This is a genomic window from Sulfitobacter donghicola DSW-25 = KCTC 12864 = JCM 14565 (assembly GCF_000622405.1).
In the GTDB taxonomy this organism is placed as follows: domain Bacteria; phylum Pseudomonadota; class Alphaproteobacteria; order Rhodobacterales; family Rhodobacteraceae; genus Sulfitobacter; species Sulfitobacter donghicola.
The window spans coordinates 247,932-267,554 of the sequence record NZ_JASF01000005.1; the positions used below are offsets into that span (position 1 = coordinate 247,932).

Genomic DNA, 19,623 nt, shown 5'->3' on the forward strand with positions numbered 1-19,623 from the left:
TCAAAGCTCAATCGTTTTGGGACGGCGGCGTTCAAACCAGATAACCACCATCAGACGTGTTACAAAGATCGCCGTGAAGACCGACGTGACAATACCAAGGCCCAGCGTAATCGCAAAGCCGCGCACAGGCCCCGAGCCCATGGCGAATAGGATCACCGCCGTAATGAATGTGGTGATGTTCGCATCCAAAATCGCGCTCAGGGCTTTTTCATACCCCAGCGCAATCGCACGCGCAGGGCCTTTGGCTGTTTCCAGCTCTTCGCGGATACGTTCAAAGATCAGCACGTTGGCATCAACAGCCATACCTACCGTCAAAACGATCCCCGCAATACCAGGAAGTGTCAGCGTGGCGCCAATCAGGCTCAGCAAGCCAAACAACAGGGCCACGTTGATGATTAGTGCGATATTTGCAAACACGCCAAACAGGCCATAGCTGGCCCACATAAAGAACAGCACGGCGGCAAAGGCGACCATCGTGGCAACCTTACCCGCGTCGATGCTGTCTTGGCCCAGCTCCGGACCAATGGTGCGTTCCTCTAGGAAATCAAGCTTGGCCGGAAGGGCACCCGCACGCAGCAGCACCGCAAGGCGGGTGGATTCTTCGACGTTAAAGTTGCCTGTGATGATACCCGAGCCACCTGGAATATGGCTTTGGATGGTGGGGGCGCTGACGACTTCGTCGTCCAGAACAATCGCAAAGGGCGAGCCGATGTTTTCGGCTGTGTAATCCCCAAATTTGCGCGCGCCCGAGGTGTTAAAGCGAAAGCTAACAGCAGGGCCGCCATTCTGATCAAAGCTGGGCTGCGCATCGACCAGCTCCTCACCCGTCACGACAGGGGCGCTTTCGATCACGTAAAACACACCGGATTCATCAAGGGATGGCACGGCCTTGTTCCCGATACCGGGGTTGGCGGCGCTATCGCTGGTGCGGCGCACAACGGGGTTGAACGTCAGCTGCGCTGTGGTGCCGATGATTGCCTTTAGCTCGGCTGCGGAACCAATGCCGGGCACCTGAATAAGGATACGATCCGCGCCTTGACGCTGGATCGTCGGCTCACGCGTGCCGACTTCGTCGATACGGCGGCGAATGATTTCCAGCGACTGCTGCATTGTACGCTCATCCGTTGCGCTTTTCTCTGCTTCGGACAGGACAACCGTGATCACACCAGAATCGCCCGCGACCTCGATATCGTTGGCCCCTGCCCCTGTCAGGGTTTGAACAGGACGGGCAAGGCCGCGCACGATCTGCAAAGCTTCGCCCATTTTGTCAGCATCGCTAAGGCGGACTTTCAATTCGCCTGTAACAGCATCCTGACGGCGCACAGGGGTCAGCCCGCGCAGCGCATCGCGCACCTCTGGCCACATCGCCTCTAGGCGCGCGGCATAAACATCCTCAACGCGGACCTCGGCCAGCAAATGCGCCCCACCGCGCAAATCCAGCCCGAGGTTCACCAGACTGCTGGGCAGAAAATCAGGCCAAAGCGCCTTTTGCGCCTCAAGCTCGGAAGTACTGCCTGACAGTTCGATTTCTGTAACCGCGTCATTATGGCTTTCTACGGGGCCATAGAATGCGTTGGGCATCGCCAACAGCAAACCAACCGCGCAAGTCAGCCAAATGGCGACGCGTTTCCATACAGATATCTGGAGCATGAGCCGCCCGCCTTTTGTCTTGTCGTGTTGGGTGGTTTATTTCGCTGGTTCGGTTTTGTTGATCACGGTTGCGATGGTGCTTTGGATCACACGCACCTTAACGCCGTCAGCGATTTCCAGCTCCAGCTCACCGTCTTCTTTAACCTTAACCACTTTGCCGATGATCCCGCCTTGGGTCACAACCTGATCGCCACGGCGCAGGGCCGCAACCATCGCCTGATGATCCTTGAGCTTTTTCTGCTGTGGGCGGATCAGCAGGAAATACATGATCCCGAAAATGAGGATCAGTGGGATAAATTGCTCAATACCTGACATGGGATGGTCCTTTTACGCGGCTGTTAGGGGGCAAGCCCCTGTTGTTCTGAGTTCGCCAGAACCTATGCGCGCCATTGGGGGTTTGCAAGGCACACAGCCCCCCAAAACAAGCGAAATGACCAAGTTTCCGCCCCCCGCCCTCGCCCCCTCTATTCTACGGCGAAATAATGGGCCATAACGCGGCGCACACGATTCACTCAACAAAGGACAGACAGATGCATGACATCCGTGCGATACGCGAAAATCCCGATGCTTTTGACGCCGCTTTGGCGCGGCGTGGAGACGATGCCCTGTCCTCCTCGATCCTAGAGCTGGACACAGCGCGGCGGAGCAAAATTCAGGCCGCTGAAGCAGCCCAAGCAGACCAAAACGCCGCATCGAAACAGGTTGGCGCAGCCAAGGCCAAAGGCGACGAGGCCGAATTTGAAAGCCTGCGCGCGCTGGTGTCGGAAAAGAAAGCCGAAGTTGCAGCGATGCAGACCGAAGCCAAAGAGCTGGACGCAAAGCTGACAGATGTTCTGGCCCGCATCCCCAACATCGTCGCCGATGATGTGCCACAAGGCGCGGATGAAGATGAAAACGTCGAGGTAAAGCGCTGGGGCGATGTTCCTGAATTCGCCTTTGCACCGCGTGAACATTACGATCTGGATAGCGTTGCCGCCTCGATGGATTTTGAAACAGCGGCCAAAACATCGGGTGCACGTTTTGTGATGCTAAAGCGCGGCGTGGCCCGCATTCACCGTGCCTTGGCGCAGTTCATGCTGGATACACATGTTGATGAAAACGGCCTGACCGAAGTGAACTCGCCCGTGTTGGTACGCGACGAGGCCATGTATGGCACCGACAAGCTGCCAAAATTCGGCGAAGACAGCTATAAAACCGAAGAAGGCATGTGGCTGGTCCCGACCTCTGAGGTGCCGCTGACCTATACGGTTGCAGGTGACACGCTAGAGGCCAGCGACCTGCCTCGCCGCATGACATCGCACACGCTGTGCTTCCGCTCAGAGGCGGGCAGCGCGGGGCGTGACACATCCGGCATGTTGCGCCAGCACCAGTTTGAAAAGGTCGAGATGGTTTCGATCACCCTGCCCGAGAAATCAGACGAAGAGCAAAAGCGCATGCTAAGCTGTGCCGAAGGCATCCTTGAGGCGCTTGGCGTACCCTACCGTACGGTTCTGCTGTGCACAGGCGATACAGGTTTCGGCGCCCGCCGCACCTTTGATATCGAAGCATGGCTGCCCGGGCAAAACGCCTACCGCGAGATCAGCTCGGTCTCGACCACGGGTGATTTTCAGGCCCGCCGCATGAACGCCCGCTTTAAGCCCGAAGGTGGCGGCAAGCCACAGTTTGTGCATACGCTGAACGGCTCTGGCCTTGCGGTTGGCCGCTGCCTGATCGCAGTGCTGGAGAACGGCCAGCAGGAAGACGGCACAGTCGTCCTCCCTGCTGTTCTTGGGCCTTACCTCGGCGGGAAAACCACCCTGTCGCTGGATGGCACCCTAAAATAAATGGATCGGGGCCTAGCGCCCCGGTTCGTTCCGATCCTCAGGGCGCTCGACCGGTTCGGGATCACCGAACAGAGTTGGCATCAGGTTTTTCAACGATCTTGGACGATAGTCGCGCCGTGCGTCGATGCGCGCCTTGGCGCTATCGTGCAGATCAATCGGATGCCCCGGCCCTTTGCGCCACTTCAACAGATTTCCCGCAACCGTATACAACCACGGCGGCTGGCTGAGGGTGTGACTATCCGCCAAGGGGTTGGGCACCCTGTCCAAAAGATCAGCCATATCAATCTGCAAGCCCGCTTTTTGCGCGCCTTCGGCAATCCATTGCAGCGACTGCCCTGTTAGTGCGCGCGCCTTGGGGGCCGAGCCGCCGACAATGGCGTGTGTCCCTGTGAACCAGACCTGCTGATACGGGCGCTCATCGCTCCGATCCCCTGCGTTCAGCCCTGCATCATCGCGAGAGGCCTCAAGGTTTTCCCACAGTGACGGGCGGTAAAACACCCGTCTTTCATCCAGCGCAACCGCATGGCGCGCCGATTTCACCATCGAGCTGAGAAGCGTGTCATGGAAACGGTATTTACTATTCCAAAGATGCGCGACCGGCCCCAACAAAGGTGCAGGAATACCTAGCGAGCCAACCGTGTCCCAGATCCCCAGATAGGCGATATCCACTTGGTGCATCTGCCCTGTATCGGTTCGCCACGGGGTCACAGTGCGCCAATCCATATCCGCCTGAGATGTTGCGAAACGCGGAGACAGCTCACGCCGCGATTTCAGGATATGCAGCGCGTCAGGATGGTTTTCAGCACCGGGTTTACGGTACAGCTTGAACGCTTTGGAGAGGTTTTTCGGCGTTGGATCAGCCACGATACCACATTTGCGGATCATCCCCGCCAGCGAGCGGGCGGTATAGGCCCCGCGCGAAAAGCCAAAGATGAAAATCTCATCCTCTGGCTCGTATTGCTCACAAAGGGCGGCATAGGCCTGTTTGATATTCTCGTTCAGCCCCCAGCCAAAAGCACCGCCACCGATTTTCATCAAGGCTTGGCTCACGGGGCCAACACCCCCTTCATCGACCCCGACACCTTCGAAATAATGGGTGTGCTGGGAATTGGTTCGGGGCGTTTTTTCAAACAGGCGCACCACATGGGTGGGTTGTTTCATCGTGGGGCTGTTCCACGTGCCGTCGCAAAAAATAGCGATCCGTGCCATTCATAAATTCCTTTGTGCCAAATAATTGATAGCGTTGCGCAGTTTCCACCAAAACGGGCGCAGTGTCACCTCCTCAACAGGTCAAAATCACGACATCTGCTAAAGAAGGACCTGTTATGCCAAACAAAAAGGCGCGCCCGAACGGCACGCCTTTTGTTTTAGATATTTCGGCCTGTGGCCTGATCCTTGCGCCGCCCTGCGGTGTGTTTTCGCAGCTTGGAGGGGGCGTTTTTCTTGCGGCCCTTATAGGGGTTGGCATCAGACTGCCCCCGCATCCACAGCCGGATCGGCGTGCCTGGCATGTCAAAGTCCAGACGCAGCCCATTCACCAGATAGCGGCTGTAGCTGTCTGGCACTTTGTCAGGGTGGCTACACATCACCACAAAACCCGGCGGTCGGGTTTTCGCCTGTGTCATATAGCGCATCTTGATCCGCTTACCCTGCGGCGCAGGGGGCGGGTGGGCCTCCATCATACCCGAAAGCCAACGGTTCAACTGGGCGGTGGTGACACGGCGGTTCCAGACCTCATAGGCGCGCATGATTGCTTGGTGCAGGCGGTCCAGCCCCCTGCCCGTTTTGGCCGAAACCGTTATCAGCGGCGCACCGCGCAGTTGGGGCAGCAGACGTTCAAAGCTTTCTTTCAGCTCTTTGAGCTTGGCCTGACGGTCTTCTTCGATGTCCCATTTATTGACGGCGACAACAACAGCGCGACCTTCGCGTTCGGCCAGATCGGCGATGCGCAAATCCTGCTGCTCAAACGGGATTTCCGCATCCAGCAAGACAACTACAACCTCGGCGAATTTCACCGCCCTCAACCCATCGCTAACGCTGAGTTTTTCGAGCTTTTCCTGCACCTTCGCCTTTTTGCGCATCCCAGCCGTATCAAAGATACGCATCGGCACAGGGTCCGTATCAAATCCAGCCGCCCATTCCGTGGTGAGCGAGATCGCATCGCGGGTGATCCCCGCCTCAGGACCAGTTAGCAGGCGGTCTTCTTTCAGGATTTGGTTGATCAGTGTCGATTTACCCGCATTCGGGCGCCCAACGACAGCAACCTGCAAGGGGCGCGCGCGTGTTGGCACGCGAACGGCATCTTCGTCTTCGTCCTCGTCGCTGACATCCACATCAACCTCGGGCGAGTCGTCTTTTGCTTTTTCCGCATAGGCATCGGCCAGCGGCATCAATTGGGTATAGAGATCGTTCAAGCCTTCGCCGTGTTCAGCAGATAGGCGGATCGGCTCTCCTAACCCCAGTGAATAGGCTTCGATAACACCTGCATCAGCGGCTTTGCCTTCAGCCTTATTTGCGGCAAGAATCACATGGGCAGAGCGTTTGCGCAGGATGTCGGCAAACACCAAATCCGACGGCGTGATGCCAACGCGCGCATCCACCATGAACAGGCAGATATCGGCCATATCAACCGCGCGTTCCGTCAAACGGCGCATCCGCCCCTGTAGGCTATCGTCGGTGACTTCTTCCAATCCGGCCGTATCTACAACGGTAAATCGCAGATCGGCCAAACGCGCAGCACCTTCACGCAAATCACGTGTCACGCCGGGCTGGTCGTCTACCAAGGCAAGGCGCTTGCCGACAAGACGGTTAAACAGCGTGGATTTGCCCACATTTGGGCGGCCCACAATGGCGAGGGTGAAAGACATCAGGATGGCTCCGGAAAACGGCGTTAGACACGCGCCATACCGCAAAGCGCTGCGCTATGAAAGCCCTCAGTCTTTAAATGCAGCGATCATGCGCTTGCGGCGAGGTGTTTAGCGATAGGCCAGCAATTTCCCATCGGCAGAGACAACATACAATGTACGCCCTGCGACCACGGGCGCTGATGTCGCCCCGCCCGGGATTTCAACCGATGTGACCTGCGCGCCATTTGTAGGATCAAAGCTGCGCAGTTGCCCGTCACCGGAGGCCACAATAACCCGCCCACCGGCGACAATTGGACCATGGTGCGCAACGACGCGGCTTTGCTTTAGCGGCTTGCGCTTTACAAAATTAGGGAGCGGCGCGCTCCAGATTTTGCTACCGTCATTGGCGTCCAGACGGATCAATTCGTTTAGGTCATTCAAGGCAAAGATGCTGCCGCCGACAGGCCAAACAGGGCCAATTGCACCATCACGGGCGGTCCAGACGCGCGCGCCTGAATTGACGTCCAGCGCGGCAATACGGCCCGATTGGTTCCCCACATAGACATGCCCACCAGAGACAACTGGCGCAGAGGTGACGTCAGAAATATTGCTAAGGGCGCGGCCACTGCGTTTACCCAAAATAGAAGCATCCCAGCGGCTCAACCCTCCACGGCGGAAAACCGCCTGAACTTCACCAGACCCGAAGGCAAAGATCGCCAAATCCTCTGTCAAAGCTGGCGCAGGGGCGCCAAGGATGTTGCTGGTATCACCAGAGGCGCCAATCTGCCATTCAACGGTTCCTTTGTGACGATCCACAGCCCAGCCTGTGTTATCGCCTGCTGTCACGTAAACCAAATCACCTGAAACTGTCGGCGTGCCCGACCCGCTTGCGTCTAGCTGCTGGGTCCAACGGGTGCTGCCATTTGCAACATCCAATGCGGCCAGAACGCCAACACCAACCGATACATAAACAGAGTCACCCGCAACAACGAGACCACCACCAGAGGCGTCACCCGCCTGATCACGCGCGGGGCGCAGATCAACCTGCCACAATGGCGCGCCCGATGTGGATGTCGCTGTCACAACAGACTGCGCATCAAGCGTGAAAATACGACCATTGGAAACAACGGGGACAGCTGTGATCCGATGTTTGCGGCTGTCACCTTCCCCGATATCTGCCGCCCATGCCAGCGACAGCGAACCACCCAATGCTGGGTGGCTAACCCGTGTGGATGCATTCCCCGTGGTTTGGGCCCAATTCTTATTCGCCCGTGCAGCCGGAAGTGAAATGGAGCGTTTTTGGTTGCCCTCGAATGTAGCGGCAGCACCAAGATCATCTGACTGGTTCTGAAGGACCGAGCGGACATCTTCGCGATATCCAGGCAAAACCGTGTCAGGCTCGGTGCAGCCCGATACCATCACCGACACCCCGACCATACCAAACATCAAAGCGCGCAGCCCTGACGGACGTTTGCGTTGCAAAGAATAGCTAAAATCTGTCATTGCCTGCTCACTTTTGTCTACATCCAACGGTACGGTTCATCTGCTCAGAACCCGTCAAATGTATCCTTATCCGTTATCTTCATCTGTCACAGTGCCGCCTAAATCCGGCTCACCACCCAAGGCTACAATCACCTGCAACGCACGCTGTTGCAAGTCCGGTGTGACGCCAGCATCGCTCAGGATGTTTTGATAGGCCTCAATCGCCCCTGCTTCATCACCTTCCTGAACCAAAATCAGGGCCAGTTGCTCTTGGGCCAACAGGCGCAAACTGCCGGTTCCGGCGGCCAAAGCCTCAAAACCCTGCTTGCGCGCGCTGGCGTCCAGCGTTTCAGCCTGTAGGGTCAGCGCCTTGAACTGCGCGATCTGGCGATAAATCTGCGGGATGTCCCCGCTGGTCGCGACAGCGTTCAGATTGCTGACCGCGCCTTCCAGATCATCAGCAGCCAATTGTTCGGATGCCGTAAGAAGCGCCAAAACAGCGCTTGCCTGTGGGTCGCTGGCCGCAACAGATTGCAGCGCGCTGACACGTTCTGCCGCTTCGGGGCTATCCAAAGCGCCCAGCATCGCGTCACCAAGGGCCTCGGCCTCTGCGCGCGCTTGCGCTTTTCTATACTCGGAAAAGGCCGCGCCCCCGACGATGAGCAACACTGCCAAAACAGCGATCCACCCATATCTCTTGAGTTTGGCCAGCATCTGGTCGCGGCGCAACTCTTCGGTGACTTCTTCAATAAATCCGTCGCTATCGCTCATCTGGAGATTGCCTTTGCCTAATCGGTTTTGCTTCTCTTAACGAAGCAAAGAAGCCAAGCCAAGGGCCAAGCACATTCCTGTTTTCCCTGTTCTCTGCCTGCTTTGCAGTCTTTCACCGTAAAAGTTGTAAAAATTCTTCCCGAAGAACTGGGAAGTCGCGATTGCATCCCCTACATACTAGCAAATAATTGCCGATGCTCTCGCAAGGAGAACCGCGGCTGACCCTATTGGACGAGGCTTCCCAATGCGTATCTTTCCCATTCTGGCGTCTATTGCCTTAGCTGTAATACTTTACATGGCGATTTTAGAGCGGCCTACGCTGCTTGGTTACTTTGGTGTCGAAAGCAGCGGGGAAGAAGGCGCAGTTGTTAACGCAACAGAAACTGCAGGCGACACTGTTACAGATCATCGGGTCAAGGTCGTAACAGAACGGCGTATGTCTCAAAATATCGACAGCGCGGTTCTGCTGCGCGGCCAAACCGCCGCTGCACGGCAGGTTGCTGTACTGTCGGAAACTTCGGCGATTGTGATCTCGGAACCTCTGCGCAAGGGCGCTCAGATCGAAAAGGGTCAGGTTTTGTGCAAGCTTGATGAAGGCACCCGTGGTGCGTCACTTGCGCTGGCGCTTGCCCAATTGTCCGAAGCGCGATACCGCGTTCCAGAGGCAGAAGCCCGTGTTCAGGAAGCAAGCGCACTTCTGGAAGAAGCAAGAATCAACCAAAACGCCTCATCCCGCCTGAATGAAGGCGGGTTTGCCTCAACCACACGGGTTGCCAGCTCGGATGCGGCGGTGGCTGCCGCCGAGGCAGGCGTTTCAACGGCCCAATCAGGCCTCAGCGCTGCGCATTCAGGGATCGAAGCCGCACAAGCGGCCGTTCAAACCGCCGAGACAGAACTGGACAGACTGGTCATCAAAGCGCCCTTTAGCGGCCTGTTGGAAAGCGACACAGCCGAGCTCGGCTCGCTTTTGCAGCCTGGTGCCCTTTGCGCCACGATCATTCAGCTTGATCCAGTGAAACTGGAAGGGTTTGTTCCTGAAACCGAGGTGAACCGCATTCAGGTTGGCGCCAAAGCGGGCGCGCGGCTGGCCGCTGGTGGGGGCGATGTGCAGGGAACCGTTACCTTCCTGTCCCGCTCGGCTGATCCGCAAACCCGCACCTTTAGCGTTGAAATTGAAGTCCCCAACCCAGACCTGAAAATCCGCGACGGGCAAACAGCCGAGATCCTCATCGCATCCGATGGCGCAAAGGCGCATCTGGTCCCGCAAAGCGCGCTGACGCTAAATGACGAAGGCACATTGGGCCTGCGACTGGTGGATGCAGATAATATCGTTTCCTTCCATGCGGTTGAGCTGGTTCGCGATACAACCAAAGGGGTTTGGGTGACGGGCCTGCCCGAAGTGGCCGATATCATTGTTGTGGGTCAGGAATACGTCATTGCCGGCGTCGAAGTCCTCCCGACACAGCGTGAGGTCTCCCAATGACCGGTATCGTTGATTGGGCAGCTTCCCGCGCCCGCATGGTCGTCGCGTTTATTCTGCTGAGCCTGATCGTTGGGGCATTTGCCTATACCACGCTCCCAAAAGAAGGTGAGCCGGATATCGAAATTCCGGCGTTGTTTGTTTCTGTCCCCTTCCCTGGCATTTCTGCGGCTGATGCGGAAACCCTGCTACTAAAACCCATGGAGACCGAGCTGAGCGATCTGGATGGTCTGAAAACCATGACAGGCACAGCCGCTGAAAACTATGCGGGTTTGGCGCTGGAATTTGAATTTGGTTGGGACAAAACCTCGATCATCGCCGACGTGCGCGATTCGATGGGCACCGCCGAGGCGCTATTCCCTGATGGGGCGGAAACCTATTCGATCAATGAAATCAACTTTTCCGAATTCCCGATCATCATTGTGAACATGACAGGTCCAGTGCCTGAACGCACAATGGCGCGATATGCCAAACAGCTACAGGACGACATCGAAGGGATGGACGCCGTTCTAGAGGCTGGCATTGCGGGCAACCGTGATGAAATGCTCGAAGTGCTGATCGACCCGCTTAAACTCGAAGCTTATGATGTGACGGCCAATGAGCTGATCCAAACGGTGCAGAATAACAACCAACTGATCGCAGCTGGTGAAGTAGAAAGCGAAAGCGGCACGTTTTCGGTGAAAATCCCCTCCAGTTTCGACGAACCACAAGACGTCTATGACCTGCCTGTAAAAACCAATGGCAACCGCGTGGTGACATTGGGCGATCTGGCGCAAATCCACCTGACCTTCGAAGACCGCCTTGGCACCTCCCGTTTTGACGGTGAATCATCGGTGGCTTTGCAGGTGGTAAAACGCAAAGGGTTCAACCTGATCCAGACGGCCTCGGCCGTTAAGGAGCTGGTTGCCGAACGCAGCAAACAATGGCCAGAAGAGCTGAGAACCGCTGTTGAAGTTGGCACATCGAACGACCAAAGCCGCGTTGTGGATAGTATGGTTCAGCAGTTGTTGGGATCGGTGTTCACCGCGATTGCGCTGGTGATGATTGTCGTTTTGGCAGCCTTGGGTATTCGCGCGGCTCTTTTGGTTGGTTTTGCAATCCCCACGTCCTTCTTGCTGTGTTTCGCCTTCCTTGCCTTGATGGGGATTTCCATCTCGAACATCGTGATGTTTGGTCTGATCCTTGCCGTCGGGATGTTGGTGGATAGCGCCATTGTTGTGGTCGAATATGCAGACCAGCAGCAGCAAAAGGGCAGCGGCCCGATGCAAGCCTATGTAGAAGCGGCAAAACGGATGTTCTGGCCTGTGATTTCATCAACAGCCACCACGCTTTGCGCCTTTTTGCCGATGCTGTTCTGGCCGGGCGTTCCGGGGCAGTTCATGGGAATGCTGCCCGTGACCCTGATCTTTGTTCTCTCTGCCTCGCTGATTGTGGCCTTGGTTTATCTGCCCGTTATGGGCGGGGTCACAGGCCGTTTGGAGCAATGGATGGCCGCAAACATGGAGCGGATCGCCGCATTGCCGTGGTATCTGCACCTGCTGCTGTTCCCTGCTGCCTTTGTGATGATCTTTCCCGCGATGTCCTTGCTGGCTCCCTCTGGCCCCGGGGTTCCTGCCCCGTTGTTCTCTTGGATCGGCGCGCAGTTTGGCGGGATGGACGGGCTTGATCTGTTGAAATCCGTGATCCCGACTTTCATTAAGGTTTTCGGCCTTGTGGTCATCGGGATTGTCGTTCTTTTGATCGCGCTTGCAGGGTTCTTGATGTTCCTGCTCACCCTTTTTGCCGTTCTGACACGGATGGGGAAATGGGGCCGCTGGCTTGCCTCGCGATTGTTCAGAAAACAACCTGACCGGATTTACGCGGGCTACAAACGCTCTCCTTTTGGGCGGGTGATCGAAGCCATTACAGGCAATCCGGTTATGCCGCTGGTGATGTGCGGGATCGTATTTGTCTTTGTCGGCACCACGTTGATCTTCTTTTCCAATAACTCAAAGGGCGTTGAGTTCTTTGTGGAATCCGAACCCGAGCAGGCGATTGTCTATGTTTTGGCGCGCGGGAACCTGTCCCTGAATGAAAAAGACGATCTGCTGCGTCAGGCCGAACAAGTGGTTCTGGACCATCCCGGCATCGCAACAGCGTTTGCCTTTGCCGGTGAAGGCGGGCTGGACAGCAACACGGGCGGCAGCCAAGCCCCAAAAGACCTAGTCGGGCAGATTCAGATTGAAACCATCCCATGGGAGGATCGCGCCCTACAGCCCGAACTGGATGGCGATATCGTCATTGCCGAACTGACCGAGGATCTTTCAAATATTCCGGGCATCAAGATCGAAGTGCTTTCCCTTGATCGCGGTCCAGCCTCGGGAAAACCCGTTCACCTGCGGTTTAAATCCGACAGTTTCACCGATCTTGTGACCTCTACAACCATGGCGCGCGCTGAGTTTGACACGGTCCCCGGCCTGACCCTGATCGAAGATACCCGCCCTCTTCCCGGCATTGACTGGCAGATTGATGTGGATGTTGAAAAAGCAGGGCAATACGGCGCTGACGTTCTCAGCGTGGGCGCGATGGTTCAGCTGGTCACCCGTGGCTTGCTGCTGGATACCATGCGGGTTGATAGCTCGGATGAAGAGATCGAAATCCGCGTTCGTTTTCCCGAGGAAGACCGCCTTCTGTCGACGTTGGATACCCTAAAGGTGCGCACTTTGGATGGGCTTATCCCGCTGTCCAACTTTATCACGCGCACCCCCGTTCCCAAACTGGCCGAGATCAGCCGGATCGACCAAAAACGCTATATGGATGTAAAGGCCGATGTGACACCGGGGTTGATGAAAATCGTGTCCGTGAACACAGGATCCGACGACGCTCCAGAGGTTACCATGGGCACCTTGCGCCCAGCGGGTGAAGACGCTGATTTCACCGCCACCGATGGGACGAAATACAAGCTCGCCGATCGCACAAGCGCGGCGCAAGATACCGACCTACAGGCCGATTATGACGCCCAAAAACTGCGGTTGGTTCCTGTAAATGCCAACGAACGGATTGCAGAGATCACAAAATGGATCGAGGGCGCCGACCTGCCCGATGGCGTCACCTATGAATGGACAGGCGATCAGGAAGATCAGGCCGAAAGCGGTGCCTTCCTGCAATCTGCCTTTACGGCTGCATTGGGGCTGATGTTCATCATTCTGCTGGCGCAGTTCAACTCGTTCTATAACGCCGTTCTGGTTCTGCTTGCGGTGGTTCTGTCTACTGCCGGTGTCCTGATTGGTATGTTGGTGATGGAGCAGACATTCTCGATCATCATGACTGGTACGGGGATTGTCGCGCTTGCTGGTATTGTTGTGAATAACAACATCATTCTGATCGACACCTATCAGGAGTTTAGCCAGTACATGCCGCGGATCGAAGCGATCATCCGCACTGCTCAGGCGCGTATCCGTCCGGTTTTGTTGACCACGATCACCACGATGGCTGGCCTTGCGCCGATGATGTTTGGCCTGTCTCTGGATTTCGCCGAAGGCGGCTATACCATTGATAGCCCAACCGCCCTTTGGTGGAAGCAGCTGGCAACGGCCGTTGTGTTTGGCCTTGGCATTGCAACGGTCCTGACGCTGGTGCTCACACCGTCGCTTTTGGCGGTTCGGGTTTGGGCAACAACCTATGCCGAATGGATCGCACGCCTCTTGGCCCGTATGTCGATGGGGCGCGCCAGCCGCGCGGCCCAAGACTGGGCCTTGCATCGCAATGCACGCCGTTCAGGCACAGAAGAGCTGATCTGGAGCGATGACAGCTGGGGCGACCCAGATGGACCAAAACCTGCACCTGCGGCAGAGTAACTCACTCACTCCATTGTGACAAAAGGCCTCTCGCTTAGATTGCAAGAGGCCTTATGCTATGGAGAACGATCTCACTGATTGGAAAAGGATTCATAGATGTTTCGTAAATTACTCGGCCTCACAACGGCACTGTCTCTTGGCTTGGCTGCGACCAGCGCCCTCGCCCAAGATGCCCTGATCGAAAAAGTCAGCAACCATTCGGTAACGGAAACGCTCAACCGCCTAGAAGCGGCGGTAACTGCCGCAGGCGCAACCGTTTTTGCACGGGTTGACCACAGCGCAGGTGCAACAAAGGTAGATATTGATCTGCGCCCGACCGAGTTGCTGATTTTCGGCAACCCAAAAATCGGCTCGCCCGCTATGGTTGATGGGCAGACCGCGGGGCTGGACCTACCGCTGCGCGTGCTGGCCTATGCTGACGCTGAAGGCGTCGTGCGGATCGCCTACCACTCCCCTGACGCCTTGGCGAAAAACCACGCCCTCCCCCAAGATGCAAAATACCTGCAAATGATGAAGGGCGCGCTGGACAAGCTGACGAACAAAGCAGTCGCAGCAGAATAACGCCACCACACCCCACCCAAGGTCGCGTCCAGCGTGCTGTAGCAAGGCCGGATGCAACCGAAAGAGTATTTTCAGCACCGCCCTTGGGCGGTGCTGTCATTCGGATCAGGCCCTGCTGCTGGGGGGCTTGCTTAATCCTCGGCCTGTTGGCGATGCCATAGCTGCGCGTAACGCGCGCCGTTCTTTAGCAGCTCGTCATGTGTGCCTTGCTCTGCAACTTCGCCCTGTTCCAAAACAATGATCCTGTCGGCTTCGGCGATCGTGCTTAGGCGGTGGGCGATAGTCAAAACAGTGCGCCCTTTGCCTGCACGGCGCAAGGCATCCTGAATTTCATGCTCGGTCTCGCTGTCCAGCGCGCTGGTCGCTTCATCCAGCAGCAGGATTGGCGGATCTTTAAGCAAGGTGCGCGCAATGCCCACCCGCTGCTTTTCGCCACCAGATAGCTTCAAACCACGTTCACCAACAGCTGTGTCATACCCGTCAGGGAGGGCGCTGATAAAGTCGTGTATCTGCGCGGCTTTTGCTGCCTCTTCAATATCGGCCTGTGTCGCGCCATCGCGCCCATAGGCGATGTTATAGCCAATGGTGTCGTTGAACAGCACAGTGTCCTGCGGCACCACACCAATCTGTCGATGCAAGGAGTTTTGCGTAACATCGCGCACATCCTGACCATCAATGCTCAGGCTGCCTTCCTGAACGTCATAGAACCGGAACAACAACCGCCCGATGGTGGACTTCCCCGATCCGGTGGACCCGACAATGGCAACCATTTGACCTGGCTCAGCGGTGACATTCACCCCCTTCAGGATTTCACGATCCGCATTATAGCCAAAGCGGACATTCTCCAGCTTGATCTGCCCGCCTGAGACCTTCAGCTCGGGCGCGTCTTCTTTGTCGGTGATCTCTGCTGGTTGTTCCAGCAGATCAAACATCTGCCCCATATCCACCAAAGCCTGTCGGATTTCACGATAGACCGTTCCAAGAAAGTTCAGCGGCACGGTTATCTGGATCATATAGGCGTTGATCATCACAAAATCACCCACGGTGAGCGTACCATTCTGCACGCCAATTGCCGCCAGAACCATCACTCCGACCAGACCAGCCGTGATAATCACCGACTGGCCAAAGTTTAGAAACGCAAGCGAGTAATTCGTCTTGATCGCCGCCGCTTCATAACCAGCCATAGCAGTGTCATAGCGCCCTGCCTCGCGGGCCTCGGCGCCAAAGTATTTAACCGTTTCATAGTTGAGCAAGCTGTCGATCGCCTTTTGGTTGGCGTCAGTATCCTGATCATTCATCTGGCGACGCAGCTTTACGCGCCATTCCGTCACCGCAAAGGTAAACCACACGTAGAGGCCAATCGTCACCGCAACGACCAGCAGATAGGTCGCATCAAACAACACCATCAGGATCACGCCGATCATCAACAGCTCTAGGATCAAGGGCCCGATGCTGAACAACAAGAACCTCAAAAGGAACTCGACCCCCTTCACCCCGCGTTCGATAATACGGCTCAGCCCGCCGGTTTTGCGGGTGATGTGATAGCGCATGGAAAGGCGGTGGATGTGGTTGAACGTCTCAAGCGCAAGCATCCGCAGCGCGCGTTGAGCAACCTTGGTGAAGATAACATCGCGCAGCTGCTGAAATCCAACACCCATCAGACGCGCCATGCCATAGGCGATGGTCAGGCTGATCGCACTCAGCGCAAACAGCGGCGCCCCTTCGCCTGCCAATGCATCCACAGCATCACGGTAAAACAGCGGTGTGGTAACGACCACCAGCTTTGACATGAACAAAGCGACCATTGCCCAAACCACCCGCTTGCGCACCCACGGCATGTCCGCAGGCCATAGAAACGGTGTTACCTTGCGCAGCACCCGCACCGAAGACTGGCGCTCTTGTTCGGCGGCGATCCCTTCTTCGGTAACAGCAGGATGATCGGCATTATTTGTATGGCGAGAGGAGGCTCGGTCAGCGGTCATGGTATTTCCTATGCAGTTGCCCCCTACATAGGTTGTCTACCCCGCAAGGACCACCTTAGTTCGGAAGATCAAACACCTGACCAGGATAAATCAGATCGGGGTCGCGAATACTGGCTGAATTTGCCTCAACCACACGCAAATATAACGTGCCATCGCCATAGCGGTCCCGCGCAATAGCCCATAGCGTTGCCCCCGTTTGCACGGTAATCGATTTAATCGGTCCTTCGGCTTCATTCGCTTGGGCCAGAACGGCGGCGGATTCGCGTTTAAAGGGGGTTTCAACGCGGCTGCTCACCGCGCCTTCGGTGCTTACTTCATCGACGCGCAACGTATATACGCCCTCGTCAACATCGGGCAGATCACCGCGCCAGCGACCTGACGCATCAACGGGCAAGCTGATGACCGAACGGTTATCCAGATAGACACGCACCCGTGCAGTATCAGGCTGCGCGCGGCCAGACAGCTGGACATCGCCGATCTCGGAATATCCGATTGTATCCAAGGCCACAGCTGTCATCGCCTGCGGTGGCTCTGGGTTCAAAAGGGTGACCCCCTCTTCGTCCGATTTCAGAACAGCCACTTTTGCGGTTTCAACGGGGGCTTGCGGCTGTTCGGCTGTTTCGTCGCTGGCAAGGTCTGTCGGGGCCTCCACCGCATCTGCTGGCTGGCTAGGTGCAGTGTCCTCAACGGTTGCCGTCTCCGTCTGTACCGGTTCATCAACACCCGTTTCCAGCGGCTGGGACGGGGCGAGGATAATTTCGTCTAAGGAGGCGGTGACATCCCCTCCCTCTTCCCCGCTTTCCGAGGAAAGGCTCACGATTTGCGCAGTGTCTTTGGGAGGCAAAACAGTGATTGCCGCAAAGCCACCGCTGCCATCTGCCGTAGCTGTTGCCACCTCGGCTCCGTCCACGATGATCTTCACCTCGCTCAGCGGCTCGGCCCGTCCCGCGATGATGGTGGTTCCGTCCTCTTCCCGCCGCAGCTCGTCAAAACTGGGGGCTTGTGCCTCAACGGTAGGTTCTGCGCTCTGCCCGTCTGGGGCTGGCTTGGCTGGTGTCTCTTGGGACGTTGTGGCGGGTGTATCAACAAGGGCGACAGGCTCGGCGTTATCGCCTTCGATTTGGTTCATCCCGCCAAAGCCTACATAGGCCCCCAGCCCCAAGGCTACGACCATACCGCCGCCCGCGATGAAGGCGCCCGTGTTCCCGCCGAGACTTGCCAGTAGTTTGCTCATTTCGCGTTTTCCTTGTTGAGCCGCATCCGCTGTGCGTTGAGCCTTTGTAGCTGACAGGCTATCACGGGTCAAAATACCATATCGTGACCAGAATTTTTTCTCAAAAGTGATGCAGGAGCTTTCAATGCCCAACCTTTCTGTCTGTGTATTCTGTGGCTCGCGCGCAGGGGACGACCCCGCCTTTACCCAAGCAGCCGAGCAAATGGGCGCGGGCATCGCGGCCAAAGGGTGGCGGCTGGTTTACGGTGCAGGGGATGTCGGCCTGATGGGCAGCGTTGCCCGCGCGGCCCAAGAGGCTGGCGGCAATACCTTTGGCGTGATCCCCCAACACCTTGTTGATTGGGAAGTCGGCAAAAGCGATCTCACCAGCTATATCGTCACAGAAACCATGCATGAACGTAAAAAAGTGATGTCCATGAACTGCGATGCTTTGGTTGTGTTACCAGGTGGCGCGGGATCATTGGATGAGCTGTTTGAAGTTCTGACATGGCGCCAGATCGGGCTACATGAGAAGCCGATTTATATCGTCAACTCAAATGGCTACTGGGACCCCCTAAAGCAATTGATGAACCACGTTGCGGATCGCGGCTTTGCGGATCATAGCCTGTTAGAATATCTCACCTGGGTACCGGATGCAGCCGAAACCCTAAAGGCCATCGAGGCTGATCTGGCCTAACCCCAAAACAAACAAAAAGCCCCGCAGCAAGATGCTGGCGGGGCTTTCTTTTTCTTTAGACTAACGTCAGCCGCTTACATGCGCGAGGCGACGTTTTCCCAGTTCACAAGGTTGTCGAGGAAGTTTGTCAGGTAGTCAGGACGCGCATTGCGGAAGTCGATGTAGTAGGAGTGCTCCCACACGTCACAACCCAACAGCGTTGTCTGACCAAAGCACAGAGGGTTCACGCCGTTCTCTGTTTTTGTCACTTTCAGGCCACCGTCTGTGTCCTTGACCAACCATGCCCAGCCGGAACCGAACTGGCCAGCGCCTGCTGCTTTGAATTCGTCTTTGAATTTATCAACCGAGCCAAAGCTCTCGATCAGCGCTTTTTCCAGCTCACCCGGCATTGCGGATTCGCCTGGGCCCATCATTTCCCAGAACTGGTTGTGGTTCCAAAGCTGGCTAATGTTGTTGAAGATACCGTTTTGCGCAACGGATGTCGCATTGTAGGTGCCTTTGATGATCTCTTCGAGGGATTTACCAGCCCATTCGGTGCCCTCAATCGCCTTGTTGCCGTTTACGACATAAGCGTTGTGGTGCTTGTCATGGTGGAATTCCAGCGTCTCGGCGCTCATGCCTTTGGATGCAAGGGCGTCGTGGGCGTAGGGAAGATCGGGAAGTTCAAAAGCCATTGGGGCCTCCATATTTGAAATTCAGTTGCCCCTAAATGACGGCCCCACCCGACCTTCGTCAAGGTCATCTTGGTAAAGAACTGGGTTTCTTCGCAGTTCAGTCCAAAATTCCTGCGCCGTTGATAGCTACGCCCCCAATTATCCCTTTGGGAAACCTCGGGTGCTGTTTCGTTTTTTGCAGGTGCCTTTTCCCGTAAAGCGTTGGGGAAAGCCTACAGGTTTCGCCAAAACAGAAACACCCAGCGTTTTTAGGTTCAGTTTGGCCGTATAGCTAAAGGTTGGAATGACCTGTCCTACGTGATCGTGGGCACCGGCAATATTCCAATGCAAACGTGCGACATCACCTGATTTACGCACTCGCGCCACGACGGGGTGGCCAACGTAGTGCAATAAAGCGCCATCAGCGACCTTAACAGTGCCAGCATCCTCAAAAACAATAGCCATCGTGGGCGATACCCAGCCTTTGGCGCGTTTTGCGTCTAGCTTACAATCGTACAGCACCCCTTTTGCGGCGGCAGGTGCCGCCAAGGAAACCACCATCAGGGTTGCGATCAAACTTTGCCGTAACATTCAGCCATTCCTCACCTAGGGTTGAACACTTCTTTCCC

15 protein-coding genes are annotated in these 19,623 nt (G+C 56.4%); 5 read left to right on the forward strand and 10 right to left on the reverse strand.

The window, feature by feature from the left end:
* Together secD and yajC are read right to left on the reverse strand one after the other, a co-directional pair.
* Nucleotides 1–1,650, reverse strand: a complete 1,650-nt coding sequence (secD, locus tag Z948_RS0102190; RefSeq protein WP_025057940.1) for a protein translocase subunit SecD — start codon at nucleotides 1,648–1,650, stop codon at nucleotides 1–3.
* A 36-nt stretch (nucleotides 1,651–1,686) separates the two neighbouring features.
* Nucleotides 1,687–1,965 (reverse strand): preprotein translocase subunit YajC, encoded by a 279-nt coding sequence (yajC, locus tag Z948_RS0102195; RefSeq protein WP_025057941.1) that lies wholly within the window; start codon nucleotides 1,963–1,965, stop codon nucleotides 1,687–1,689.
* A gap of 215 nt (nucleotides 1,966–2,180) precedes the next feature.
* On the opposite strand from yajC, the gene serS reads away from it, so the two are divergent.
* Entirely contained in the window at nucleotides 2,181–3,473 is a 1,293-nt protein-coding gene (gene serS / locus Z948_RS0102200) for a serine--tRNA ligase (RefSeq protein WP_025057942.1), read from the forward strand.
* Between the two features lie 12 nt (nucleotides 3,474–3,485).
* On the opposite strand, the gene Z948_RS0102205 is transcribed toward serS, so the two are convergent.
* The 4 genes from Z948_RS0102205 to Z948_RS0102220 all read right to left on the reverse strand — a co-directional run bounded on the left by Z948_RS0102205 (nucleotide 3,486) and on the right by Z948_RS0102220 (nucleotide 8,572).
* Nucleotides 3,486–4,682 carry a DUF2235 domain-containing protein gene (locus tag Z948_RS0102205; protein ID WP_025057943.1) on the reverse strand — a complete coding sequence of 399 codons (1,197 nt, stop codon included), beginning with the start codon at nucleotides 4,680–4,682 and terminating at the stop codon, nucleotides 3,486–3,488.
* A gap of 158 nt (nucleotides 4,683–4,840) precedes the next feature.
* Complete coding sequence (gene der / locus Z948_RS0102210) at nucleotides 4,841–6,340, reverse strand: ribosome biogenesis GTPase Der (RefSeq protein WP_025057944.1); 1,500 nt, start codon at nucleotides 6,338–6,340, stop codon at nucleotides 4,841–4,843.
* A gap of 108 nt (nucleotides 6,341–6,448) precedes the next feature.
* Nucleotides 6,449–7,822, reverse strand: a complete 1,374-nt coding sequence (locus Z948_RS0102215; RefSeq protein ID WP_025057945.1) for a PQQ-binding-like beta-propeller repeat protein — start codon at nucleotides 7,820–7,822, stop codon at nucleotides 6,449–6,451.
* 66 nt (nucleotides 7,823–7,888) lie between these two features.
* Complete coding sequence (locus tag Z948_RS0102220) at nucleotides 7,889–8,572, reverse strand: tetratricopeptide repeat protein (RefSeq protein WP_025057946.1); 684 nt, start codon at nucleotides 8,570–8,572, stop codon at nucleotides 7,889–7,891.
* Nucleotides 8,573–8,816: 244 nt separating this feature from the next.
* Here Z948_RS0102220 and Z948_RS0102225 point away from each other — a divergent pair, with 244 nt between their 5' ends.
* The 3 genes from Z948_RS0102225 (at nucleotide 8,817) to Z948_RS0102235 (ending at nucleotide 14,449) form a co-directional block, all read left to right on the forward strand.
* Nucleotides 8,817–10,055, forward strand: coding sequence for an efflux RND transporter periplasmic adaptor subunit (locus Z948_RS0102225; RefSeq protein ID WP_025057947.1), 1,239 nt, complete (start codon nucleotides 8,817–8,819; stop codon nucleotides 10,053–10,055).
* Entirely contained in the window at nucleotides 10,052–13,888 is a 3,837-nt protein-coding gene (locus Z948_RS0102230; protein ID WP_025057948.1) for an efflux RND transporter permease subunit, read from the forward strand. The genes Z948_RS0102225 and Z948_RS0102230 overlap by 4 nt, the downstream gene beginning before the upstream one ends.
* A gap of 96 nt (nucleotides 13,889–13,984) precedes the next feature.
* The gene (locus tag Z948_RS0102235; RefSeq protein ID WP_025057949.1) at nucleotides 13,985–14,449 is read left to right on the forward strand and encodes a DUF302 domain-containing protein; all 465 of its coding nucleotides are present in this window, start codon (nucleotides 13,985–13,987) and stop codon (nucleotides 14,447–14,449) included.
* 131 nt (nucleotides 14,450–14,580) lie between these two features.
* On the opposite strand, the gene Z948_RS0102240 is transcribed toward Z948_RS0102235, so the two are convergent.
* A complete protein-coding gene (locus Z948_RS0102240) occupies nucleotides 14,581–16,431 on the reverse strand; it encodes an ABCB family ABC transporter ATP-binding protein/permease (RefSeq protein WP_025057950.1) in 1,851 nt (616 codons plus the stop codon).
* Nucleotides 16,432–16,486: 55 nt separating this feature from the next.
* A complete protein-coding gene (locus tag Z948_RS0102245) occupies nucleotides 16,487–17,665 on the reverse strand; it encodes a LysM peptidoglycan-binding domain-containing protein (RefSeq protein WP_037951712.1) in 1,179 nt (392 codons plus the stop codon).
* Between the two features lie 124 nt (nucleotides 17,666–17,789).
* On the opposite strand from Z948_RS0102245, the gene Z948_RS0102250 reads away from it, so the two are divergent.
* On the forward strand, nucleotides 17,790–18,341 hold the full coding sequence (locus Z948_RS0102250) for an LOG family protein (protein ID WP_025057952.1): 552 nt from the start codon (nucleotides 17,790–17,792) through the stop codon (nucleotides 18,339–18,341).
* A gap of 74 nt (nucleotides 18,342–18,415) precedes the next feature.
* Here the strand turns inward: Z948_RS0102250 and Z948_RS0102255 are convergent, their stop codons facing one another.
* Entirely contained in the window at nucleotides 18,416–19,015 is a 600-nt protein-coding gene (locus Z948_RS0102255) for a superoxide dismutase (protein WP_025057953.1), read from the reverse strand.
* A gap of 138 nt (nucleotides 19,016–19,153) precedes the next feature.
* On the reverse strand, nucleotides 19,154–19,585 hold the full coding sequence (locus Z948_RS0102260) for a hypothetical protein (RefSeq protein WP_025057954.1): 432 nt from the start codon (nucleotides 19,583–19,585) through the stop codon (nucleotides 19,154–19,156).
* Nucleotides 19,586–19,623 lie beyond the last annotated feature (38 nt).